We start from the raw sequence: 23,822 nt of genomic DNA on the forward strand, positions 1-23,822 counted from the left end.
GTTCAGCCCCGAACGAAGCAGCCCAGCCCTGCGCGCAGCACCACGCCCACCGTTTCCGGGTCCAGATCGCGCTTCAGAAGGTCCATCACCTGCTTCTGGCTCAGCTTCGCAGGCGATGTGTTCACCAGCTTCGCCACGCGCTGCAAGGATTTCAACTGGCCGACGGACAGTTCCTTGCCCATCGGTTCGGCCATGCAGGCCGCCATCGGCTCGGACATGCCCGCCTCTGTGAGGGCAGAGCGAACCTGCGCTTCCTTGGTGGTGGCGCAGGCGCCCAACAGCAGGGGCAGGGCGATCAGGGGCAGGGAAAAGGAACGCATCACGCGCCAGTAGCGCTGGTGCGTGCCTGCATGCAATCGGCCGCCATTCGGCCCACCGCAACCAGCGTGTCATCGTCCACATGGTTGCGGATGGCGTCGATCACGTCGCCCACCGGCATTTCCCGGATCGGCTGATCCATGGCGCTGGCGGCGCGTTGCAGGGATCGCAGCTGGCCGATGGACAGCTGGCGGCTGGAGCGCGAGGCAAGGCAGCGCGCATCTTCGCGGGTGAAGCCCACGCTGCGCAGCGCGTTATCGACTTCGGTGTGCTTGATCGCCGTTACGCAGCCGGGCAGCATCACCGCCAGAGCCATGGCACCAATGATTATCCGCACCGCTTCACACTCCCGCCTTCTAAAACCGATGGTCCGCTTATAAAGCTGTTCAGGACCATGGAAATGCCTTCATTGCCGCCCGCAAACCATTTTCGCCCCCTTCATCTTCGACTGATGATGGGGGCGCTTCGCTCTGCATGGTCGGCAGGTGTTCTCCAGCCCGTCGATCTGTCGCCGGAGCGGCTGCGCGCCATGGCCGAGAAAGACACGGGGCTGACGGCGGACCTGTCGGACAGGGCGCTGTTCGAGGACAAGCTGGCGGTGCTGCTGCCATCCCTGCACGAAGAGGCGCGGCTGACGGACTTCGGGCGGCTGGTGTCGCACGGGTCGCTGCTGAAGCTGATGAAAGACCGGCTGCGGTTCGAAGCGATCATGGCCGAGCATCCCGAGATCGACCGGATTGAACTGGCCCCGCCGGTGATCATCGTCGGCTCCATGCGATCCGGCACCACGCGGATGCAGCGGCTGCTGGCCGCTGATCCGGGGTTCGAAGCGCTGCGGCTGTATGAATCGCAATCGCCCGTGCCCTCTCCTGACGTGATGCGGGCGAAGGCGGCCGGGCGGCGCGATCCGCGCATCGCGCAGGCGGGGCGCATCCTGAAGCTGCTGGTCTCCATCAACCCCGCCATCCTGCAGGTGCACCCCACCGGACCGATGGAGGTGGACGAGGAACTGGGGCTGCTGGACCAGTCGCTCTCCAGCGCGATGATCGAAGTGCAGAAGCGCATCCCCAGCTTCGCCCGCCACGCCGAAATGACGGACGACACGCCAGCCTATCGTCGCCTGCACCGGCTGCTGAAGCTGCGCACATGGTTCGAGGGGAGCGATCCGACCCATCCCTATGTGTTGAAAACGCCACAGCATATGCAGGACATCGCCGCGCTGAATGCCGTGTTCCCGCAATCGCCGCTGATCTTCCTGCACCGCGATCCGGTGCAACTCGTGGCATCCGGCGCCAGCCTTGCGTGGAACCAGATGGTGATCCAGTCAGACGATGTCGATCCGCACTGGATCGGGCGGGAATGGCTGCACAAGACGCGGCATCGGCTGGAAACCGTCTCTGCGGTGCGGCAACAGATTCCGGCGCGGCGGCAGTTCGACCTGAGCTTCACCGAAGTTGGGGCGGACTGGCGCGGGGCGATCACCCGCACCTATGACTTTCTCGGTCGCGAACTGACGCCCGCCGTGCTGAATGCCATGCAGGCCTATATGGACCGCGCCGCGCGCGAGCATCGCCACGCGCAGCACCGCTATCGGCTGGAGCAGTTCGGGCTGGAAGCCGGGGATGTGCGGGATGAATTGTCGCGCTGGACTGTCGATGCTGAACCGCTGGCTGCCTAGTTTCGCACTGCTGCTGGCGGCCCCGGCGGCGGCGGTGCCGCTCGGCGGGATCGAGGTTCCGGCTTATGGGCTGGTCGCGCAAGGGCAGGCGCGCGCGCCGCTGCGGATCGCGGAAGGCGCGGCGGAATTCGCGCCGGACGGGCGGGTGCTCAGGCCGTTCACGGTGGACAATCCCGTGCGGATCGCCTCAATCTCCAAGGTGGTGGTGGCACTGGCGCTGCACCGGCTGGCGGATGCCGGGCGGATCGATCTGGATGCGGACGTGTCGCGCTATCTGGGTTGGACGCTGCGCAACCCGGCGCACCCGGAGGTGCCGATCAGCATCCGGCAGATGATGCGGCATGAAAGCTCGTTGTCGGATGCGGGGGGCTATTTCTTCCCGCTGGGGCAGCGATTGCGCGACCATGTGGGGGCGGCCAGCTTCTCCGCCGCCGCGCCTGGCACGGCCTTCGATTATGCCAACCTCAATCAGGCGCTGCTGGGCGAAGTGATCGAGCAGGTGACGGGCCAGCGTTTCGACGAGGCCGTGCAGGCGCTGGTGCTGGAACCGCTGGGGATCGACGCCTGCTACAACTGGTCCGGCTGTTCGGCAGCGAAGGTGCGGGCGGGCGCAGCGATCTATCGCAAGGCCGCGTCAGACGAAGGGCCGTGGGACGCGAACGGCCCGTGGATCGCGCAGATCGACGCGAAGCGCCCGCCGGATGCCTGCGAAGTGCGGATCGCCGACGGCGCGGCCTGCGATCTTTCCACCTATGTGGTGGGCAGCAACGGCAGCCTGTTCAGCCCGCAGGGCGGCTTGCGGATTTCGCTGGCGGACCTGTCAAAGCTGGGGTTGGCGCTGTTGAAGGATGATGGCTTTCTGAAGCCGGACACGCGCGCCAGCCTGTTCCGTGCCGTTCGCGTGAAACCGGCTGGCGGCGGCGAGGAAACCGACGCCGGGTTGATGCAATATTGGTCTGAAGGGGGGCTGCACTGCTTTTCCGGCATCGGGGAGCCGGGCACGGACCAGCCGCTCAGCCCGCAGCCGCTGAAAGGCTGCGGCCATCTGGGCGATGCCTATGGGTTGAAATCAGGGCTGGTGATCGATCCCGTGGCCGGAACCAGTCTCAGTTGGGCCTTCACCGGCGTGTCCGCGCCGCCGCCGCCCGGCCGCAACAGCCACTTCTCCGCCCCGGAAGAAGCGTTGGTGGCGCGCGCCGCGAACTGGTTGTCGACGCAAAACTCTACTGTGCGTTAACCCATCAATTCAGTTCTTTACCTTCAATCTGCATTCCCTCCCCGGCGCATCTCTGCGAACCGGTGGGCAGGATCGTGGAGGGCACGATCGAAATGTTCAGGGGCATTCACATGCGTTTCATCCTTGCAGCAGCCGCCATCGCGGTTGCCGGTCCGGCGTCTGCCGCCATCGTCACGTTCGAAAACATCACCGGCACATGGTCGAATCCGATCGGTGGCAGCAACATCAGCTATTCCGGCAACGGCACCGATGACGCCAGCATCCGCTGGGGCAACAGCACGGGGCAGGGCAAGTCGGGCTATGATTTCGAAGAGATTTCGATCCCCGGCCTCACGGTCAATCCGCCGGCTGGCTCCGATCTCGCCACCATCGGCCTGTTCCGCCATGTGAACCAGCCGATCACGGGCAATGCGATCTCCGGCGTCACGCTGACCTTCACCACCGACGTGAAGCTGGACGGCACCTATCTGGATACGGTGAATTTCGTCTATAATTTCAAGCACACCGAGACGCCAAACGACGCCCGCCCCTGCCAGTTCGGTGGTGCGAACGGGTTTGGCGTGAACAGCAATGGCTGCGCAGACCGTGTGCTGGTGAACTTCAACAGCCAGTCCGATTCCTTCGTGATCGACGGCAAGCATTACGCGCTGGACATCGTCGGCTTCCTTGTCGGCGGCGATCCGGCCACGGCCTTCCTCACCAAGGAAAAGCGGGTCAACGAAGCCTATCTGCAAGGGCGCGTGGTGCTCTACAGCGACCTTGTCGACGGTGTGCCGGAACCCGCCACATGGGCGATGCTGATCGCGGGCTTTGGGCTGGTGGGCGCCGCCGCGCGCCGCCGCGAGCGGCTGGCCCTGCAAACCGCCTGACGCGCGAGACTGGCTGTCGGGGCATCCGCCCCGGCAGTCAGCGCCGCTTGCGTTTCGCCGGCTTTGGCACTTCGGGCAGCACGCGGGAGACCTTGATCCCCTGCCGTTGCAGATCTTCGATCAGGCTGCCCTTGCCCGCCATATGGCCAGCCCCCACGGCGATGAACATCGGGGCTTCATCGGCCTTCATCTGCCTGGCGATCCAGTCCGCCCAGCGGGCGTTACGATCCTCCACCAGCATGCGCTTCAGCATGGGGGAGCGGGCGAAATCCGCATTCACCCTGTCTGCCAGCGCCTCGGTATTGCCCAGCAGCCAGTCGCCGATCAGCAGCGAGGTGTTGCCCTTCGAATTGTCCAGCTCTGACAGCGTCGAGACCAGCAGCAACTGCTGATCCGCCTCGCTCAGCGCGTCGAAGTTGATCAGCTGCTCCTCGGCGGTTTCCAGCGCCTTGATCGGGATGCCCTTCATCCGCGCCCGCTCCGTCAGCACGGCTTCCACGCCGATGCGCGGATCGATTCCATCCGCCTGCGCCTGCAGGTTTGAGAGCACCAGCGCGACGAACCATGTCTTGCTGTAATCCAACGGGCCGGGGGACAGCCGGGTGACGGCCTTGTTCAGCGTCGGCCGCCAGTCCGGCGGCACCCGCTCTGGCAGCGGGCGCGGCGATTGCAGCCGGGTCAGCTTCAGGATCACCGGGGCGATGCTCGCCGGATTGTCCGGCACCTCGGTTTCCAGCACCAGCCGGTTCGATTGATCCAGCGCGGCCACCACATGCGGCTTGAACCAGTCCACCCCGCGCGGCAGCGCGTGCACCGTGCCGAACAGATAAGCACGGGATTTGCCCAGCTCCAGCTGCCAAAGCGCGGGCACCTCCGGCTTGGGCGGAGCGGGTTTTTGCGCGAACGCAGCGCCGAACGGCAGGATCAGCAGCGAAAGGCAGAGCAGTATCTGCCGGATGATTCGGATCATCCCGCCTTTTTGGGCCAGTAGCGATCCTTCACAAGCCGCTTGTACAGCTTGCCCGTGTCGTGCCGGGGCAGTTCCGGGTCGAAATCCACCGAACGCGGGCATTTGATGTGCGAAAGATGCGCGCGGGCGAATTCCATCAGTTCGGCTGCGAAGTCCGGCCCGGCATCGGCCCAGTCGCGCGGCTGAACCACCGCTTTCACTTCCTCGCCCAGATCCTCGCTGGGCACACCGATCACGGCGACGTCGGCCACCTTCGGGTGCATCACAAGGATATTCTCGGTTTCCTGCGGATACACATTCACCCCGCCGGAAATGATCATGTAGCTGGAGCGATCCGTGAGGAAAAGATAGCCGTCTTCATCGACATAGCCGATGTCGCCGAAGGTCGCGCCATGGGCGTTGCGCGTTTCCGCCGTCTTGTCCGGGGCGTTGTGATAACTGGTTTCCGGCCCGCCATAAAAATACACCCGGCCTTCGCGGCCCGGCGGCAGCAGATTGTCGTCATCGTCCAGAATCCGGATTTCGCCCAGCAGGCTTTTGCCCACCGAGCCTTTCTTGTTCATCCATTCATCCGAACTGATGGCGGTGAAGCCCGAGCCTTCGGTGGCGGAATAATATTCGAAGATGCGATTGCCCCACCAGCCGATCATCTGCTCCTTCACGGCGACGGGGCAGGGCGCGGCGGCGTGGATCACTGCGCGCAGGCTGGAAACGTCATATTTCGCCCGCACCTCTTCCGGCAGCTTCAGGATTTTCACGAACATGGTGGGCACCACCTGGCTATGCGTGACGCCATATTGCTGGACCAGTTGCAGATAGCGTTCGGGATCGAACTTCTCCATCACGATCACTGTGCCGCCGAACTTGTGCGCGGTCATGCAATAGCGCAGCGGGGCGGCGTGATAGAGCGGCGCGGGCGACAGATAGGTCATCCCCGGCGCAAAACTGTAGAGCATGCCGACAAGGCCCGTCAGGGCGTCCATCTCGTCGATGGGGCCGTCGGATAGCGGGCCGATGATGCCCTTGGGGCGGCCGGTGGTGCCGCTGGAATAGAGCATGTCGCGACCGGCGCTTTCATCGGCGATGCGACTGGCAGGCTGCGCGGCGAGCGCGGGTTCGATGGCCGTGAAACCGGGAATCTCCCCGCCCACGGAATAGCGGTGGGGCAACGCGGGCAGATCCTTCGCCACGCCGGCCAGCGCGGCCCCCGCGATCAGCAGCTTCGCGCCGCAATCCGTCACGATATAGCCCGCCTCGTCCGCCGTCAGCTTGGTGGAGATGCAGGTGAAGATCAGGCCCGAACGTTGCGCCCCCCAGCACAGCGGCAGGTAATCGATATGGTTTTCCAGAAAGATGGCGATGGTGTCGCCCCGCACCAGCCCGCAGGCGCGATACAGTTGCGCCGCCTGATTGGACCGCGCCTCAAGTTCCGCGAAGCTCAGCATCTCGCCCGAATTCGCCATGATGACGGCGGGCTTGTCCGGGATGCTGGCGGCGTGATGGAACGGATGCATTGTCTCTCCCCGATACTCTCCGCCCTGTCATCTAGGGCGGTTGGCGGGGGATGGGGAGGCGTTTCGCCCCCCACCTGCCACATGTCACAGGCGGCACGGGGCACAATTCGCGGCGCGGTGCGGGCTTTCCCTTTCCTGCTGCACCCGCTAACCGCGCGGGGTGAGAGAAAAGCCATGAGCACGAAACCAACCTGTTTTCAGGACATCATCCTGACGCTGCACGCCTATTGGTCGGCGCGCGGCTGCGCGATTCTGCAGCCTTACGATATGGAGATGGGTGCGGGCACCTTCCACCCGGCGACGACTCTGCGCGCGCTGGGGCCGAAGCCGTGGAAGGCCGCCTATGTGCAGCCCAGCCGTCGGCCTTCGGACGGCCGCTATGGCGAGAACCCCAACCGGCTGCAGCATTATTACCAGTATCAGGTGATCCTGAAGCCCTCGCCGGACGACATTCTCGATCAGTATTTGGGCAGCCTTGAAGCCATCGGCATCGATGTGCAGCTGAACGACATCCGTTTCGTGGAGGATGATTGGGAAAGCCCCACGCTGGGCGCGTGGGGGCTGGGCTGGGAAGTCTGGTGCAACGGCATGGAGGTGACGCAGTTCACCTATTTCCAGCAGGTGGGCGGGCATGATTGTGCGCCCGTGGCCGGTGAAATCACCTACGGGCTGGAACGGCTGGCGATGTATATCCTGGGCGTGGAGAACGTCTATGACCTGCCCTTCAACAACGAGGGGCTGAGCTATGGCGACGTGTTCCTTGAAAACGAACGCCAGTTCTCCGCCTATAATTTCGAACATGCCAATACCGAGGCGCTGTTCGACGGCTTCAAAAAATCTGCCGAGGAATGCCGGGCGCTGGTGGAAGCCGGGCTGCCGCTGCCGGCCTATGATCAGGCAATCAAGGCCAGCCACCAGTTCAACCTGCTGAACGCGCGCGGGGTGATTTCGGTGGCGGAACGGCAGGCCTATATCGGCCGGGTGCGCGATCTGGTGAAGGCCGTGGCCGATCTTCAGGTGGCGAAGGAGACGGCCAATGGCTGATTTCCTGCTCGAACTGTTTTCCGAGGAAATCCCGGCGCGGATGCAGCCCGCCGCAGCGCAGCAGCTGCGCGAGAAGTTCGAAGCGCTGCTGGCCGAGGCCGGGCTGAAGGCGGAGCGGCTGGAAACCCACGCCACGCCGCGCCGCCTCGCGCTGATCGCGCATGGGCTTCCAGCGGCGAGCGAGGCGGTTTCCGAAGAACGGCGCGGGCCGCGTGTCGATGCGCCTGCGCAGGCGATCGACGGCTTCCTGAAATCCACCGGCCTGTCGCGCGAGCAATTGGAAGAACGCGACACCGGCAAGGGGGTGTTCCTGTTCGCCAACCTCGCGCGCGAAGGACGGCCCACGGCGGAGTTGCTGGCGGCCAAGCTGCCCGCGCTGATCGGTGGCTTCCAATGGCCGAAAAGCCAGCGCTGGGGCAAGGCGAGTGTCTCCACCGCCAGCCCGCGCTGGGTGCGGCCTTTGCGCGCAATCGTCGCGCTGCTGGATGGCGATGTGGTGGCGTTTGAGGCGCTGGGGCTGCAATCGGGCCGGGAGACCTTCGGGCATCGCTTCATGGGCAGCGGCAAGCCGGTTTCCATAGATGCTGTGGGCACTTACCGGGCGCAACTGGCGGCGGAGAAGGTCGCGCTGTCCGCAGGCGAACGGCAGGCGCTGATCCAGACCGGGGCCGAACGCGCCGCCGACAGCGTGGGCATGGTTCTCCGCAAGGACGAGGGGCTGGAGATCGAGAACGCCGGGCTGACGGAGTGGCCGGTGCCGCTCGTCGGCCATTTCGACGAGGCGTTTCTGAATGTCCCGCCCGAGATCATCCAACTGACGATGCGGACGAACCAGAAATATTTCGCCTGCGAAGATCAGGACGGCAAGCTGGCCCCCTATTTCGTCTGCGTCGCCAATATCGAGACGGCGGACAAGGGCCGCACCATCGTCGCGGGCAACGAACGCGTGCTCTCCGCCCGACTGGCCGACGCCCGCTTCTTCTGGGAGCAGGACAAGGCCAAGCCGCTGGAAAGCTTCGGCGAGAAGCTGAAGGACATCGTGTTCCACGAAAAACTGGGCACCATGGCCGATAAGGTGGAGCGGGTGGCGAAGCTGGTCCGCTGGCTGGCGGAAAACCACTTCCCCGATACCGATCCGGACGTGGTGGAACGCGCCGCGCGGCTGGCCAAGGCCGACCTGACGACCGGCACCGTGGGTGAATTCCCGGAATTGCAGGGCGTGATCGGCGGCTATCTGGCCGAGGTGCAGGGCGAGAAGCCTGAGGTGGTTGCGGCTCTGAAGCAGCATTACGCGGCCTTGCCCGAAGGCGATGTGCCGGTCGCGGTGGCGCTGGCGGATCGGTTGGATACGCTCGTCAGCTTCTTTGGCGCAGATATCCGCCCGACCGGTTCCAAAGACCCGTTCGCGCTGCGCCGGGCTGCGCTGGGTGTGCTCGACATGCTGGTGTCCGGACAGCGCCGGATCGCGTTGAAGCCCGCGCTGCAGGCCGCCGGTGCCAAGGATGCCGAGGAACTGGTCGCCTTCTTCGCCGACCGCCTCAAAGTCCAGCAACGCGAAGCGGGCGTTCGCCATGATCTGATCGATGCCGTGTTCGCACTCGGCGGGGAGGATGATCTCGTCCGCCTGCTGGCGCGGGTGAAGGCGTTGCAGGCGTTTGTGGAAACCGACGACGGCAAGAATCTGATCGCGGGCTACAAGCGCGCCGCCAACATCCTGAAGGCGGAGGAGAAGAAAGACGGCGCAACCTACACGCTGGACCTCGCCGCGCTGGAAAGTCCCTATCTCGACGAAGCCGAAAAGGCCCTCGCCGCGCAATTCGCGCCCGCCGAAGGCGCTTCCGGCGTGCTGCTGTTCGACGAGGTGGATGAACTGTTGGGCCGCGAAGATTTCGCAGGCGCGATGAAGCGGCTCTCTGTGCTGCGCGCGCCCGTGGACCGCTTCTTCGAAGACGTTACCGTGAACGATCCTGACCCGGCCGTGCGCAAGCGCCGGCTGGGCCTTCTGGCCGGCATTCGCGATGCCATGCACCGCGTTGCCGACTTCTCCAAACTGGAAGGTTGAACCCGAACCATGCCTCAGCGCCTTTTGATCCCGTTCGGCGGCGGCGCGCCGTCTGCGCACCATCTGGGCAAGGCGCATCTGGGCGGGAAGGGCGCGAACCTGGCCGAAATGGCCGGGATCGGCCTGCCGGTGCCGCCGGGCTTCACCATCCCCACCACGCTGTGCGCGCTCTATTATGAGGCAGGCGCCCGCCTGCCGGACGCGCTGCTGGCGGAGATGGTTGGCGGCCTCGCCCATATCGAAACAGTGGCGGGCATGGAGTTCGGCTCTGCCACCAACCCGCTGCTCGTCTCTGTGCGCTCCGGCGCGCGCGTGTCGATGCCGGGCATGATGGATACGGTGCTGAACCTCGGCCTGAATGACAGCACGGTGGAGGGCCTCGCCAGCCGCAGCGGCAATCCGCGTTTCGCGTGGGACAGCTATCGCCGCTTCATCCAGATGTATGGCGATGTGGTGCTGGGGCTCGACCATTATCTGTTCGAAGACGCGCTGGAGATTCTGAAAGACGACAAGGGCGCGACGCTGGATACGCAGCTGACCGCCGACGATCTGAAGGGGCTGGTGGCGCAATATCAGGCCATCGTTCAGAAGGAGACGGGCAAGCCCTTCCCGCAAGACCCGCGCGCGCAGCTGGAAGGCGCGGTGGGCGCGGTGTTCGGCAGCTGGCGCTCGGAACGGGCGGCCGTCTATCGCCGGCTGAACGACATCCCGGAAGATTGGGGCACCGCCGTCACCGTGCAGGCGATGGTGTTCGGCAATATGGGCGAAACGTCGGCCACCGGGGTGGCCTTCACCCGCAACCCGGCGACCGGCGAGCGCGCCATTTACGGCGAGTATCTGATCAACGCGCAAGGGGAAGATGTGGTGGCGGGCATCCGCACGCCGCAATATCTGACGCTCGCCGCCCGCGAGCAGGCGGGCGCCAAGGCGGCTTCGATGGAAGAAGCCATGCCGGACGTGTTCGCGGAACTGGCGCGCATGTTCGCGCAACTGGAGCTGCATTACCGCGACTGTCAGGACATCGAATTCACCGTGCAGGAAGGCAAGCTGTGGCTGTTGCAGACGCGCAGCGGCAAGCGCACGGCGAAGGCCGCGCTGCGCATGGCCTGCGAGATGGTGGACGAAGGGCTGATCCAGACGGACGAAGCCGTGCTGCGGGTGGAAGCCAGCGTGCTGGACCAGTTGCTGCACCCCACGCTGGACCCGAAGGCGGAGCGCAAGGTGTTGGCGGTGGGCCTGCCTGCCTCTCCCGGCGCGGCCTCCGGCGCGATCGTGCTGGACAGCGAGACGGCGCATACGCGCGCCGCCACCGGCGAGGACGTGATCCTGGTGCGGCTGGAAACCAGCCCGGAAGACATCGCCGGGATGCACGCGGCGCGCGGCATCCTGACGGCGCGCGGCGGCATGACCAGCCACGCCGCCGTGGTGGCGCGCGGCATGGGCCGCCCCTGCGTCTCCGGCGCGGGCGGGATTTCCATCGACAATGACCGGCGGATTTTGCGCATCGGCAACCGCGAGCTGCCCGAAGGCGCGATCATCACGCTGGACGGCGCGTCAGGCGAAGTGATGGAGGGCCGGGTGGCGACTGTGGAGCCGGAACTCTCCGGCGATTTCGCCCGGCTGATGATATGGGCCGATGGCCACCGCCGCATGAAGGTGCGCGCCAACGCGGAAACGCCGGAGGATTGCACCACCGCGCGGCGCTTCGGCGCGGAAGGGGTGGGGCTGGCCCGCACCGAGCATATGTTCTTCGGCGCGGACCGCATCGTGCATGTGCGGGCGATGATTTTGGGCGCGGACGAAACCAGCCGCCGCGCGGCGCTGGCCAAGCTGCTGCCCGCGCAGCGCGCCGATTTCGAGGCGATCTTCCGCATCATGGAAGGCCTGCCCGTGACAATCCGCCTGCTGGACCCGCCGCTGCACGAATTCCTGCCGCAGCGCGAGGCGGAGATGGAGGAAGTGGCGGCGGAAACCGGGCTGTCCGTGGCGGCGGTGAAGCGCCGCGTGGCGGACCTGCACGAAGCCAACCCGATGCTGGGGCATCGCGGCTGCCGTCTGCTGATCAGCTACCCGGAAATCGTGGAAATGCAGACGCGCGCCATCTTCGAAGCGGCGCTGGCGGTGCCGGGCGGGGTGGAGCCGGAAGTGATGGTGCCGCTGGTGGCGACCCGGCGCGAGCTGGAGATCGTAAAGGCGATCATCGACCGGGTGGCGGGCGAAGTGTTCGAAGCCGCCGGGCGTTCGCTGACCTATCATGTGGGCACGATGATCGAGCTGCCGCGCGCGGCGTTGCGCGCGGGCGAGATCGCGGGCGCGGCCGAATTCTTCAGCTTCGGCACCAACGACCTGACGCAGACGACGCTGGGCATAAGCCGCGACGACGCCGGGCGCTTCCTTGGCGAATATGTGGATGCGGGCATCTATCCGCGCGATCCGTTCGTCAGCCTCGACGTCGAGGGCGTGGGCGAGCTGGTGCAGTTCGCGGCCGAGCGTGGCAAGGCGGCCCGCCCGGCGCTGAAGCTGGGCATCTGCGGCGAACATGGCGGCGACCCGGCCACCATCGACTTCTGCGAGACGCAGAGGCTGGATTATGTCAGCTGCTCGCCGTGGCGTGTTCCCATCGCCCGGCTGGCGGCAGCGCAGGCGGCGCTTCGGCGCAAATGACGGCTGGCGCGCTGGACGGCGTCCGCGTGCTGGACCTGTCGCGCGTGCTGGCAGGCCCCTATGCCGCGCAGATGCTGGGCGATCTGGGGGCGGATGTGATCAAGGTGGAACGCCCGGGGCGGGGGGACGACACCCGCCACTGGGGGCCGCCATGGGTGACGCGCGCGGATGGCGGGCAGGGCGACGCCAGCTATTACTACGCCTGCAATCGCAACAAGCGCAGCCTCGCGCTGGATTTCCAGCAGGCGCAAGGGCAGGCGGTGCTGCGGCGGCTGTTCTGCTGGGCCGATATCGTCATCGAGAATTACAAGGGCGGCGATCTGGCCCGTTTCGGGCTGGATCAGGCGAGCGTCCGCGCCGCGCATCCCGGCCTTGTCTGGTGTTCGATCACCGGCTTTGGCCATGGCAGCCCGGATGCCCATCGCGCGGGCTATGATTTCATGATTCAGGCCGAATCCGGGATCATGGACATCACCGGGGAACCGGGCGGCCGGCCGCTGCGCGCAGGCGTGGCGGTGGCGGACCTGACGACGGGGATGATGTCTGTGACGGCGATTCTCGCGGCGCTGCGCCATAAAGAGCGCACGGGCGAGGGCCAGCATATCGACATGGCGCTGTTCGACGTGGCGTTGGGCTGGCTCGCCAATCAGGGCAGCAGCTGGCTGATGGGCGGGGTGGAGCCGGTGCGCATGGGCAACAGCCACCCCTCCATCGTGCCCTATCAGGATTTCCCGACCGCGAGCGGCCCGATCGCGCTGGCGGTGGGCAATGATCACCAGTTCGGCATCTTTGCGAGGGCTGTCGGCCGAGCGGAGTGGGCGACCGACCCGCGCTTTGCCAGCAGCGCCGCGCGCGTGGCGCATCGCGCCGAACTGGTGCCGATGGTGGAAGCGGTGCTGAAAACCCGCCCCGCGGAGGCGTGGCTGCCGCTGTTCGCGCAAGCGCAGGTGCCCGCCGGGCCGATCGCCACGGTGCGGCAGGCGCTGGACAGCGGCCAGTCGCAAGCGCGCGGATTGGTGGTGGAGCAACCGCACCCCGTGCTGGGCAAGGTGCGCACGGTGGCGCAGCCGCTGGCACTAACGGGAACGCCGCCATCCTATCGCCGCCCGCCGCCGGGCGTGGGCGAGCATAGCCGGGAAATCCTCGCCGAACTGGGGCTGGCCGCGGCGGAGATCGAGGCGCTGCTGGCCGATGGCGTGGTCGGCGCGGCATGAACCAGCCGCACTTCCACCTCCCCTCCAACGCGATCATCGGCCGCGAACGGATGGCGGACGGCGCGACGATCCGCACCCTGCTGCTGCCGTATGACAGGCCGGTGGCCAACCTGTTGCTGCTGACGGGGCGGGCGGATTTCCACGAAAAATGGGCCGACGCCATCGGCCACCTGCACCGCGCGGGTTTCGCCATCGCCAGCTTTGATTGGCGCGGGCAGGGCGGCTCCAGCCGCCTCACCCAATCCGGCGCGGGGCATATCGACAGCTTCGAAACATGGCTCTCCGATCTCGACCGCCTGTCCGGCTGGGCGCTGCAATCGCTGCCGGGGCCGCGCTGGCTGGCGCTGGGGCACAGCATGGGCGGGCATTTGCTCACGCGCTGGGCGGGCGATCCGGCGCGTGGGCTGCTGCCGTTCCGCGCCGAGCTGGATGGGCTGGTGCTGGCCGCGCCCTTCTATGGGCTGGGCGGGCCGATGGCGATGCGCACAGCGGCGCTGCGGGTGGCTCCGTTGCAGGTGCGGCGCGGCCGCGCGGCGGAATTCGCATGGGGGCAGCGGCCCTATGGCGCGTTCCAGCAGGCCCCGGCGCGGCAATTGCTGCTGACGGGCAGCCGCGCCCATTTCGAGGATGAGGGGCGCTGGGTTGCCGCCCACCCGGAACTGGCGACCGGCGGGGTCAGCTGGGGCTGGATCGACGCCTTCGCGCACAGCCAGCGCCAGCTGGAGGCGCTGCCGCTGGAGCAGCTGGACCTGCCGGTGCTGATGATGCTGGCGGCGCGGGAAAAACTGGTGGACAACAAGGCGGCGCTGAAAGTTTCCGCGCGCATGCCGCACAGCCGCACCCACATCGTGAAGGCGGCCGCGCACGAGCTGCTGCGCGAGGCCGAGCCGCAACGGGATGAAGCGCTGGCGCAGATCCGGCGCTTTGCGAAAGAGGTGACGAAGTGAGCCAGTTCGACATATTGATCGTCGGTGCCGGGATCGGCGGAGCCTCTCTGGCCTATGCGCTGACGGTGCGGAAACCGGGGCTTTCGGTGGGGCTGCTGGAGGCGGAAAGCCAGCCCGGCTACCACACCACCGGCCGCTCTGCCGCCTTCTATGCCGAAACCTATGGCGGCCCCATGGTGCAACCGATGACGACGGCCTCGCGCCGCTTCTTCGAATGCCCGCCCGCCGGATTTTCGGATACCGCCATCGTCTCTCCGCGCGGGGCGCTGCACATCCGCCATGCCGATGCGCCGGGGTCTCTGGCGCTGCTGGAGGAGGAATTCCGCCACGGCCGGGTCGCGCATCAGCGGCTGGGGCCGGAGGGGATTGCGAAGCTGATGCCCTTCCTGCGGCCGGAATGGGCGCAAACCGCCATCTGGGAGCCGGGCTGTTCCGACATCGACGTGGCCGGGTTGCATCAGGCCTATCTGCGCGCGGCGAAAAAGGCGGGGGCCACGCTGATCACGGAGGCGCGGCTTTCGAAGGCCGTCCGCAGCGGCGGGCGCTGGCTGGTGGATACGGCAGCGGGCAGCTTCGGCGCGGGGATTTTGGTGAATGCGGCGGGCGCATGGGCTGATGTGGTGGCAGAGGCCTGCGGGATCGCCCCCATCGGCATTCAGCCGCTGCGCCGCACCATCGTTGTGACGGAAGTGCGCCCCGACGCGCCCGCCGACATGCCGGTGGTGATGGATGCGGGCGGCTCGCTCTATTTCAAGCCGGACGCCGGGCGGCTGTGGATTTCCCCGCATGATGAAACACCCGACGTGCCGCATGATGTGCAGCCGGACGAAATGGACATGGCCATCGCGCTGGATCGCTTCGAGCAGATGTGTGACTGGCCGATCCGGCGGCTCGCCTCCAAATGGGCGGGCTTGCGCAACTTCGCACCGGATCGCCAGCCGGTGATCGGGCCGGAGCCGGGCGAGCCGGGCTTCCACTGGTGCGCGGGGCAGGCGGGCTGGGGCATCCAGACCGCGCCTGCCGCAGCCGCAATCGCTGCCGCGCAACTGCTGGGGGAGGCGGTGGAGGCCCCTTACGCCGGGATCGACATCGCCCCTTATCAGCCGGGGCGTTTCCGCTGATGCTTCCCGCATCCGCCGCGATGCTTTAACCCGATTTCATCCACAGGCAGATTGCTTGTCACACCCCCTAGATATGGTAAGGTTTGCCCCCTCATGTCCAAGATGTTGAAAGCCTCGCTTCTTTTCGCTGCTGCGCTGTCGCTGGCTGCCTGCGATTCGGGCAAATCCACGGCGGCAACCTCCGCCAAGCCCGGCGAAAAGGCCGCCCCGGCCGCGAAAGACTGGACGACGACGGTGGTGGCAACGCCCGAAGGCGGCTTCCGCATGGGCAACCCGGACGCGAAGGTGAAGATCGTCGAGTTCGCCTCGCTCACCTGTTCGCACTGCCGGGATTTCCACAAGGAATCCCTCACAACCTTCAAGCCGAACTATGTGAAGACGGGGCAGGTGTCCTACGAATTCCGCCCCTTCATGCTGAACATCTATGATTTCGCGGCCACCAAGCTGGCGATGTGCGAAGGGCCGGATCGCTTCTTCACCTGGGCGAACGAGCTGTATGTGAATTCCGACGCGTGGATGGAGCCCTTCACCAAGCTGACAGAGGCCGACATCACCCCGCTTCGCAGCCTGCCGCCGCACGAGCAGATCAAGGGTCTGGCGCATGCGGGCAAGCTGAACGAATTCGCGCGTGTGAAGGGTCTGCCCGGCGCCAAGTTCGACGCCTGCATGTCCGATCAGGCGACGTTCGACGCGCTGACGAAGCGCCAGCAGGCCGCGATTGACACCTATCAGGTGCAGGGCACACCCACCTTCCTGTTGAACGGCAAGAAGCTGGAAGGCGTCGCCAACTGGGCCACGCTGGAGCCGAAGATCAAGGAAGCGCTGTAAGATGTCGGCTGGCTCGGCATGAAGTTCGCGAAGCTCCGCCTTTCGGGCTTCAAATCCTTCGTCGAGCCGACCGAACTGCTGATCCGTGAGGGGCTGACGGGTGTCGTCGGCCCCAACGGCTGCGGCAAATCCAATTTGCTGGAAGCCCTGCGCTGGGTGATGGGCGAAAGCTCCGCCCGATCCCTGCGCGTGGCCGCCGGCGGATCGGGCATGGATGATGTGATCTTCGCAGGCACCGCGAAGCGCCCCAGCCGCGATCTGGCCGAAGTGCGGCTGATGCTGGACAACCGGGCGCGGCGCGCGCCCGCCGAATTCAACGCCGACGAGGAGATCGAGGTCTCGCGCGCGATCATGCGCGGCGAAGGCTCCACCTATTCGCTGAACGGGCGCGAGGTGCGGCTGAAGGATGTGCAACTGCTGTTCGCCGATGCAGCGACGGGCGCGCATTCCCCGGCGCTGGTCAGTCAGGGGCGGGTGGCGGCGATCATCAACGCCAAGCCGCAGGAACGGCGGCAGCTGCTGGAGGAAGCAGCGGGGATTTCCGGCCTGAACGTGCGCCGCCGGGAAGCGGAGCTGCGGCTGAAAGCGGCGGACGCCAATCTCGTCCGGCTGGACGATGTGATGCAGGCGTCTGAATCGCAGGCACAGGGCCTCAGACGGCAGGCGAAATCGGCACAACGATACCGGGATTTGTCAGACCGCATCCGGGCGGCGGAATCCGGGCTGCTGCGGTTGCACTGGGCGGTCGCGATCCAGTCCCTGCAACTGGCGGAGCGGGATCTGCGCACGGCGGACGCGACACTGGCCGAAGCCGTGCAGGAAGCCGCGCGCGCCGCCACCCAGCAGGCGGACGCAGCGGCGGGCATCCCGGCCAAGCGACAGGCGGAGGCGGCGCTGGCGGCCACGGTGCAGCGCCTCTCCACCGAGCGGGCGACGCTGGTGGCGCAGCGGCAGGGGCTGCTGAAGCGGTTGCAGGATCTGCAACAGGCGCTGGACAATGCCGCGCAGGATTCCGACCGCGAGCGGGCGCGGGCGCGCGATTCCGCCGCGACACAGGCCCGGCTGGCCGAGGAACTGGAGGGGCAGCAGGCGGCGAAGGTGGAAGCCGAACAGGCCATTGCCCCACAGGCCATCGAGGTGCGCGCCTCTGAACAGGCGGCCACCGAAGCGGAGCGGGCGCTGGCGACTGCGGTGGAAGCGCATGCCGCGCTGGTGGCGGAGGCGCGCAGCGTGCGCGCACAGGCCGAAGCCGCGCGCGGCCGATCCGACCGGCTGGAGGGTGAGCGCAAGCGGCTGCTGGCCGAACTGGAGCGGCTGAAGGCGGGCGGCAACGGCGCGCAACTGGACAGCCAGCTGGCCGAGGCCGAAGCCCAGCTGGCCGCGCGCACGGCTGACGCGGAGGCGGCGGCCACGGCCATCGCGCGGGCCGAAGGCGAAGCGCAGGCGGCGCGTGCAGCGGCCGACGTGGTGGAGCGCGCGCTCGCTTCCGCGCGAACCGAAGTGACCAGCCTTGAAGCTGAAGCCGCCGCGCTGGAGCGGCTGAGAACGGCGAAGCAGGCCCCGGCGCAGGCGGCGGCGCGTGCGGCCATTTCCGCCCGCCCCGGCTTCGAGGCGGCGGCTGCCGCTGCGCTGGGCGACGATCTGAACGCAGCGCTGGGCGCGCCGGAGAAGCCCGCCCGCCACTGGCTGTTGGTGGGGGTGCAGCAAGGCGATCCGGCGCTGCCGGAGGGCTGCGTACCGCTGGGGGCCGAAGTGACGGCCCCGCCCGAACTGGCGCGGCGACTGGCGCAGGTGGGCGTGGTGACGAGCGCGCCCGACGCGGCCACGCTGAAGGCGCTGAAGCCGGGGCAGCGGCTGGTCTCCCGCGATGGCTGGCTGTGGCGCTGGGATGGTTTCGTGGCTCCGCCCGGCGGGCAGGCGACGGCGGTGGCCGAAGCACTGGCGCAGGACAATCGCCGCCGCGAGATCGCCGACATGCTGGACGCCCCGCGCGCCCGGCTGAAGGCGGCCGAAGCCGAACTTTTGGGCCAGAAAGAGGCGCTGGCCAAGGCGCAAGGCGCCGAGCGGCAGGCGCGCGGCAGCCGCGCCGAGGCGGAGCGGCTGAAGGATCAGCTTTCAGGCCGGTTGCAGGGGCTTCGCGCGGCGCAGGCGCAGGCGGCGGCGCGGGCCAGCGCGATGGAAGCTTCGATCGAACGGCTGTCGGCCGAAGGCGCGAGCGCGGCGGCCGAATCGGAACAGGCCGCGGCCGCCATCGCCGCCTTGCCGGATGCGACGAAGGCGGCCGAAGCCGTCGCGGCGGCCCGCTCCACGGCGGAACGGGCGCGCGCGGTGCTGGCGCAAGCCCGCGCGCTGGCGGCGGGGCTGGAGCGCAATCTGGCGGAATCGGCAGCGCGAATCGCCCGGCTGCAACGCGAACTGGCGGACTGGCAGGCGCGCGACCGCGACGCCGTCGCCACCACCGAAGGGCTGGCCGCGCGGGTGGACAAGCTGACGGCCGAACGCGCCCAACTGGTCGCGGAGCCGGACGCGCTGGACGCGCGGCTCAACATATTGGACCGCGAGATCGCCACGGCAGAGGCCGAACGCGCCGCCGCCGCCGAAGCGGTGATGGCGGCCGAACTGTCGCAGGCCGATCTGGACCGGGCGGCGCGGGCGGCGGAATCCCGCGTGGCCGATGGCCGGGAAGCCCGCGCCACGCTGGTCGCCCGCACCGAACAGCTGCGCGAAAAGGTCGCGGAACTGGTGGCGGACGCGCGCGAGCGGTTCGGTGTTCCGCCGTCCGAACTGGATGCGCCGGACGGTGAGGACCCCGCCCAGCTGGAGCAGCGCCTGCACGCTATGCGCGCCGAGCGGGAGCGAATCGGCGTGGTAAACCTGCGCGCGGATATCGAACTGGCGGAAATCGAAGCGACTTTGGCCGAACAAACGCGCGAGCGGCAGGAACTGGAAACCGCGATCAATCGCCTGCGCGGCTCCATCGGCACGCTGAACCGCGAAGGCCGCGCCCGGCTGATGGCGGCCTTTGCCGAGGTGGACGCGCATTTCCGCGAGCTGTTCGTGACGCTGTTCGGCGGCGGCTCTGCGGAACTGACAATGGTGGAAAGCGACGATCCGCTGGAGGCCGGGCTGGAGATTCGCGCCCAGCCGCCGGGGAAGAAGCTGCAATCGCTTTCGCTGCTCTCCGGCGGGGAGCAGGCGCTGACGGCGGTGGCGCTGATCTTCGCCCTGTTCCGCACCAACCCCGCGCCGATCTGCGTGCTGGACGAAGTGGACGCCCCGCTGGACGACGCCAATGTGGAGCGTTTCACCCGCCTGCTGCAGCATATGGCCGACACGACCGACACGCGATTCCTGATCGTGACGCACAATGCGGTGACGATGGCTGCCATGCACCGGCTTTATGGCGTGACCATGGGGGAACCGGGCGTCAGCCAGCTTGTCTCGGTGGAACTGCGCGAGGCGGAGCAGCTGGTGGCGGCCTGATTCGGCCCGGCCGGGTAGCGGCCTGATTCGGTTTGCTGATACAAAGGTCTGGCCCTTTGCCCTGACCTCTTTGCTTGACGCACGCGCCGAGGGATTCTAACGAACCCCCGCTTCGGCGGCCTCAGGCGCTGGCGGAGCCCTAGGCGCATTTCCGCCGATGGCTGACCTGTTCGAACACGAAGGGCCACCCTCCTTGCCCGATTCTGCCGACAAGCGTGACCTCGAAAGCCTCGAGGCCCGGCTGGAAGCAGCAAAGGCAAGGCATGAGCCCGAGGTTCGGCAGTCCGCCTCGTCGGCGCTGGCTCAGGGCACCCGTCATGCTGTCGAGATCGCGGCGACCACGCTGGTTGGCGGCGGCATCGGCTGGATGCTGGACCGCTGGCTGGAAACAGGGCCCTGGATGCTGCTGCTCTTCTTCCTTCTGGGGTTGACGGCGGGCTTCTGGAACCTGCTGAAGGCCGTGAATGCCGAGGCAAAGGCTGTCCGAGAGGCGCAGCTTCAGAAATTGAACGACGATCAGGGTTAGAAACGAGAGCGACACGGTGGCCAATCCGCTCGAACAGTTTGAGATCAAGCGCTACGCCGAGCTTTCGGTGGCTGGTGCCGATGCGGCGTTCACCAACGCCTCGCTGTTCATGCTGCTGGTGCTGGGCATCACCCTGCTGTTCTTCTGGCTGGGCAGCCGCAACCCGCAGCTGGTGCCGGGCCGCTGGCAGGCAGCGCTGGAAGGCGTAACCGGTTTCATCTCCGGCATGGTGGATGAAAATATCGGCCCGAAGGGGCGCGCCTTCGTGCCCTTCGTCTTTTCGCTGTTCATCTTCGTGCTGGTCGCGAACCTTGTGGGCCTGTTCCCTTACAGCTTCACCGTGACGAGCCACATCATCGTCACTTTCGCCTTCGCCGCGCTGATCTTTCTGGTGTGCGTGGGCGTCGGCCTGTGGAAGCATGGCCTGCACTTCTTCTCTTTGTTCGTGCCGGAAAACACGCCGATCGTGCTGATGCCGCTGATCGTGCTCATTGAGCTGATCTCCTTCCTGTCGCGGCCGCTGACGCTCTCCATCCGTTTGTTCGCCAACATGACGGCGGGCCACATCCTGCTGAAGGTGTTCGCGGGCTTCGTGATTTCGCTGGCCGCCGCCGGTGGCGCGCTGGCCGCGATTTCGGTGCTGCCCTTCGCGATGACGGTCGCTTTCTACGGCCTCGAACTGATCGTGGCGGTGGTGCAGGCCTATGTGTTTGCCCTGCTGACCTGCATTTATCTCAACGATTCCATCAATCTTCACTAAGTTTCATTCGAAAGGACTGATTTCATGGACGCAGAAGCCGCAAAGTATCTGGGTGCCGGGCTTGCCGCCATCGGCATGGGCTTCGCCGCCATCGCCGTGGGCCACCTGTTCGCCTCCTTCCTGTCGGGCGCGCTGCGCAACCCGGCCGCTGCCGACAGCCAGCGCCCGAACCTGATCTTCGGCTTCGCCGTGACGGAAGCGCTTGGCATCTTCGCCTTCCTCGTCGCCCTGCTGCTGCTGTTCGCGGTCTGATCCTGACCGGCTGAGCGGAGGCACCCATGCCCCAGTTCGACTTTTCCCAGGCGCTGCCGCAGATTCTGTGGCTCACGCTGGTCTTCGGTCTTCTCTACCTTGCGGTGCGCGGGCTGTATCCGCGCGTCGAAAAGGTGGTGGAAAACCGCAAGGCCCGTATCGGGGCAGACCTGAAAGAGGCGGAAGCCGCGCATCAGGCGGCGGAAGCCGCCACCAGCGGGGGGGCCGCCGCGCTGGCAGATGCCCGTGCCCGTGCCCTTGCCGTCACCGGCAAGGCGCGGGACGCAGCAGCCGCCACGACCCAGCGCAAGCTGGCGGATGCCGATGCCGGGCTGGGGGCCACGGCCGAGGCGGCTGCCAAGTCGCTGGGCCAGCAGCGGGAAACCGCCATCGCCGAACTGGATTCGATCGCTGCGGACGCAGCGGTGGAACTGGTGAAGCGGGTGTCCGGCCTTGAAGTCTCGAACGACGAGGCTGCAAAAGCCGTGAAGAAAGTGGCTGCCTGATGTCTGATGTCGTCGCCGCATCCGAAGCGCACGCTGCGGACATGCCGGAAGTGGCCGATCACGGCCCCGCCGCACCCGGCACCGTCGCCGGGGCGGAGCATGCCGCCGGGCACGAAACCGTGCTCGGGCTGGATAGCTACGCCATCGTCGGCCTCGCCTTTCTCGCCTTCGTGGCGATCCTGTGGAAGGTCGGGGCCTTCTCGGCGATCATCAAGGCGTTGGACGGGCAGGCAGATAAGGTGAAAGCCGATCTGGCCGAAGCCGCCCAGCTGAAGGCCGAGGCGCAGGCGCTGAAAGCCAAGGCCGCCGCAGACGCCGCAGACGCCGAAGCGCAATCGCTGGCGATGCTCGCCAACGCGGAAACCGAAGCGAAGCGGATCATCGAACAGGCCGCCGCAGACGCGGAAGAGGCCATCGCCCGCCGCACCAGGCTCGCGGAAGACCGCATCGCCGCCGAAGCCCGTGGCGCCGAAGCCGAACTGCGCGCCCGTGCCGCCGACATCACAGTGAAAGCCGCCGAAGCCTTGCTGGCCGCCCGCAGCAAAGAGCTGACTGGCCTGACGGACGCCGCAATCGCCGGGCTTGAACGGCGCTGAGTTGAGAGCCGGGGTGTTTGCCCCGGCTTTTTTCTTGCGCGCCGCGCGGGCCCCCGGCTTTCGCCGGGGCAGGCATGCAATGATTTCCCTGCACCCTCATCATTTTTGGCGTGTAACATTCGCAGGTCGCGCAGGCGTTTGGGTTTGATTGCCTGCGGCGCTTTGAGCTTGTTGCGCCAACCACTCCCCACGTCGCCCCGGACTTGATCCGGGGCCCCGCTTTTCTGCTCAGACGTCGCCGAAGAACAGCTGGACCCCGGATCAAGTCCGGGGTGACGGTTGTGGGTGTGGAGATGTTCTGGATCAGGCCCGGCGGTGACACCCCCTCTCCAACTCTCCCCCTTGCAGGGGGAGAGAGCCGCGTTGCGCCGCAGGCAATCGAATCTGATCACGTCCATGGCGTGGAAGGTGGGCAGCAACGTCAACTTAGAGGGTGCAGGGAAATCATTTCCCTGCCGGGTTCCAAGGGCAGAGCCCTTGGCCTTCCTCCTTCTTTGGCCCGCCGTCCCGCCGCCTACTCCTGCGACTGGTGGATCAGCCGCTCCCCGGCCTCCCGCGCGGCGAATACGTCTTCGGGCTTGCCGCCCAGCAGGCGGTATTTGTCCAGCGCGAGGTCCAGCAGCATCCAGCCCTGCCGATATCGGGTGGCGCGTTGTTGCGGGCGGAACAGGGTGAGGCTGGCGGTGACGACTGCCAATATCCACGCCAGCACGCCATAAAAGTCGTCGGTCCAGCCCAATCCGGCGGGTTTGGCGGCAACGAGTGTGGAGAGGAAGATGGAGGCGAAGCTGAGGCCGTAGAAGAAGCCGTACCAGCTCCAGTGCAGCTTGCGCCATGTGTCGGCGATGGCGGCTTGTTCGGCGATAGCGTCTGGTGTTGTCATAAAGCCCCCTGTCCCGGCGTCAGCCCGGGGATTGCGCCCGGGCGTGGTGCCGAATCACTTCGTCGATGATGAACCGAAGGAACTTAACTGAAAACTCCGGATCAAGGTCTGCGTCCTCGGCCAGCCGGCGCAGGCGGGCGATCTGTTCCTCTTCGCGGCCCGGATCGGCGGGTGGCAGGCCGGTTTCGGCTTTCCACGCACCCACTTTCTGCGTCACCTTGAAGCGCTCGGCCAGCAGATAGACCAGCGCCGCGTCGATATTGTCGATCGAGCGCCGATATTCGGCCAGCTTGCTTACGCTTGCCTCTGTGCCCGGCATGAAAGCCCCTTCCCATTCCCGGCGCACTGGC

The 23,822-nt window shown here is 66.8% G+C and carries 22 protein-coding genes; 16 read left to right on the top strand and 6 right to left on the bottom strand.

Annotated features, from left to right (window positions below):
- Positions 1-2 precede the first annotated feature (2 nt).
- A complete protein-coding gene (locus FJQ54_RS17020; protein WP_140929599.1) occupies positions 3-320 on the bottom strand; it encodes a hypothetical protein in 318 nt (105 codons plus the stop codon).
- Positions 320-655: a hypothetical protein gene (locus FJQ54_RS17570; RefSeq protein ID WP_181160205.1), complete on the bottom strand. Its 336-nt coding sequence runs from the start codon at positions 653-655 to the stop codon at positions 320-322. The genes FJQ54_RS17020 and FJQ54_RS17570 overlap by 1 nt, the downstream gene beginning before the upstream one ends.
- 114 nt (positions 656-769) lie before the next feature.
- On the opposite strand from FJQ54_RS17570, the gene FJQ54_RS17025 reads away from it, so the two are divergent.
- The 3 genes from FJQ54_RS17025 (at position 770) to FJQ54_RS17575 (ending at position 4,102) form a co-directional block, all read left to right on the top strand.
- Entirely contained in the window at positions 770-1,996 is a 1,227-nt protein-coding gene (locus FJQ54_RS17025; protein WP_181160206.1) for a sulfotransferase family protein, read from the top strand.
- Positions 1,974-3,233, top strand: a complete 1,260-nt coding sequence (locus FJQ54_RS17030; protein WP_140929601.1) for a serine hydrolase domain-containing protein — start codon at positions 1,974-1,976, stop codon at positions 3,231-3,233. The genes FJQ54_RS17025 and FJQ54_RS17030 overlap by 23 nt, the downstream gene beginning before the upstream one ends.
- A 110-nt stretch (positions 3,234-3,343) precedes the next feature.
- Positions 3,344-4,102, top strand: a complete 759-nt coding sequence (locus FJQ54_RS17575; protein WP_181160207.1) for a THxN family PEP-CTERM protein — start codon at positions 3,344-3,346, stop codon at positions 4,100-4,102.
- A gap of 37 nt (positions 4,103-4,139) precedes the next feature.
- Here FJQ54_RS17575 and FJQ54_RS17040 read toward each other — a convergent pair whose 3' ends face one another.
- On the bottom strand, positions 4,140-5,072 hold the full coding sequence (locus FJQ54_RS17040; protein ID WP_181160208.1) for a TraB/GumN family protein: 933 nt from the start codon (positions 5,070-5,072) through the stop codon (positions 4,140-4,142).
- A complete protein-coding gene (locus FJQ54_RS17045; protein ID WP_140929603.1) occupies positions 5,069-6,586 on the bottom strand; it encodes an AMP-binding protein in 1,518 nt (505 codons plus the stop codon). The genes FJQ54_RS17040 and FJQ54_RS17045 overlap by 4 nt, the downstream gene beginning before the upstream one ends.
- Before the next feature lie 174 nt (positions 6,587-6,760).
- On the opposite strand from FJQ54_RS17045, the gene FJQ54_RS17050 reads away from it, so the two are divergent.
- The 13 genes from FJQ54_RS17050 to FJQ54_RS17110 all read left to right on the top strand — a co-directional run bounded on the left by FJQ54_RS17050 (position 6,761) and on the right by FJQ54_RS17110 (position 22,589).
- Positions 6,761-7,630 (top strand): glycine--tRNA ligase subunit alpha, encoded by an 870-nt coding sequence (locus FJQ54_RS17050; RefSeq protein ID WP_140929604.1) that lies wholly within the window; start codon positions 6,761-6,763, stop codon positions 7,628-7,630.
- Positions 7,623-9,692 (top strand): glycine--tRNA ligase subunit beta, encoded by a 2,070-nt coding sequence (gene glyS, locus FJQ54_RS17055; RefSeq protein WP_140929605.1) that lies wholly within the window; start codon positions 7,623-7,625, stop codon positions 9,690-9,692. The genes FJQ54_RS17050 and glyS overlap by 8 nt, the downstream gene beginning before the upstream one ends.
- Positions 9,693-9,701: 9 nt before the next feature.
- Positions 9,702-12,356, top strand: coding sequence for a pyruvate, phosphate dikinase (gene ppdK / locus FJQ54_RS17060; RefSeq protein WP_140929606.1), 2,655 nt, complete (start codon positions 9,702-9,704; stop codon positions 12,354-12,356).
- Positions 12,353-13,570, top strand: a complete 1,218-nt coding sequence (locus tag FJQ54_RS17065) for a CaiB/BaiF CoA transferase family protein (RefSeq protein WP_140929607.1) — start codon at positions 12,353-12,355, stop codon at positions 13,568-13,570. Before ppdK ends, FJQ54_RS17065 begins: the two co-directional genes overlap by 4 nt.
- Positions 13,567-14,517 carry an alpha/beta hydrolase gene (locus FJQ54_RS17070; protein ID WP_140929608.1) on the top strand — a complete coding sequence of 317 codons (951 nt, stop codon included), beginning with the start codon at positions 13,567-13,569 and terminating at the stop codon, positions 14,515-14,517. Before FJQ54_RS17065 ends, FJQ54_RS17070 begins: the two co-directional genes overlap by 4 nt.
- Positions 14,514-15,638, top strand: a complete 1,125-nt coding sequence (locus FJQ54_RS17075) for an NAD(P)/FAD-dependent oxidoreductase (protein ID WP_140929609.1) — start codon at positions 14,514-14,516, stop codon at positions 15,636-15,638. Before FJQ54_RS17070 ends, FJQ54_RS17075 begins: the two co-directional genes overlap by 4 nt.
- Before the next feature lie 93 nt (positions 15,639-15,731).
- The gene (locus FJQ54_RS17080; protein WP_140929610.1) at positions 15,732-16,466 is read left to right on the top strand and encodes a thioredoxin domain-containing protein; all 735 of its coding nucleotides are present in this window, start codon (positions 15,732-15,734) and stop codon (positions 16,464-16,466) included.
- A gap of 18 nt (positions 16,467-16,484) precedes the next feature.
- A complete protein-coding gene (locus FJQ54_RS17085) occupies positions 16,485-19,949 on the top strand; it encodes a chromosome segregation SMC family protein (protein ID WP_140929611.1) in 3,465 nt (1,154 codons plus the stop codon).
- A 157-nt stretch (positions 19,950-20,106) separates the two neighbouring features.
- Entirely contained in the window at positions 20,107-20,475 is a 369-nt protein-coding gene (locus FJQ54_RS17090) for an AtpZ/AtpI family protein (RefSeq protein ID WP_140929612.1), read from the top strand.
- Positions 20,476-20,491: 16 nt separating this feature from the next.
- A complete protein-coding gene (locus FJQ54_RS17095; RefSeq protein ID WP_140929613.1) occupies positions 20,492-21,235 on the top strand; it encodes a F0F1 ATP synthase subunit A in 744 nt (247 codons plus the stop codon).
- A 24-nt stretch (positions 21,236-21,259) separates the two neighbouring features.
- Positions 21,260-21,487, top strand: coding sequence for a F0F1 ATP synthase subunit C (locus FJQ54_RS17100; protein WP_140929614.1), 228 nt, complete (start codon positions 21,260-21,262; stop codon positions 21,485-21,487).
- Between the two features lie 26 nt (positions 21,488-21,513).
- The gene (locus FJQ54_RS17105) at positions 21,514-21,993 is read left to right on the top strand and encodes a F0F1 ATP synthase subunit B family protein (protein WP_140929615.1); all 480 of its coding nucleotides are present in this window, start codon (positions 21,514-21,516) and stop codon (positions 21,991-21,993) included.
- The gene (locus tag FJQ54_RS17110) at positions 21,993-22,589 is read left to right on the top strand and encodes a F0F1 ATP synthase subunit B family protein (RefSeq protein ID WP_140929616.1); all 597 of its coding nucleotides are present in this window, start codon (positions 21,993-21,995) and stop codon (positions 22,587-22,589) included. Before FJQ54_RS17105 ends, FJQ54_RS17110 begins: the two co-directional genes overlap by 1 nt.
- A 514-nt stretch (positions 22,590-23,103) precedes the next feature.
- On the opposite strand, the gene FJQ54_RS17115 is transcribed toward FJQ54_RS17110, so the two are convergent.
- Positions 23,104-23,472: a hypothetical protein gene (locus tag FJQ54_RS17115; protein ID WP_140929617.1), complete on the bottom strand. Its 369-nt coding sequence runs from the start codon at positions 23,470-23,472 to the stop codon at positions 23,104-23,106.
- Between the two features lie 19 nt (positions 23,473-23,491).
- Complete coding sequence (locus FJQ54_RS17120) at positions 23,492-23,791, bottom strand: chorismate mutase (RefSeq protein ID WP_140929618.1); 300 nt, start codon at positions 23,789-23,791, stop codon at positions 23,492-23,494.
- Positions 23,792-23,822 lie beyond the last annotated feature (31 nt).

The sequence above is a fragment of the Sandaracinobacter neustonicus genome (genome assembly GCF_006385875.1).
Classification (GTDB): domain Bacteria; phylum Pseudomonadota; class Alphaproteobacteria; order Sphingomonadales; family Sphingomonadaceae; genus Sandaracinobacteroides; species Sandaracinobacteroides neustonicus.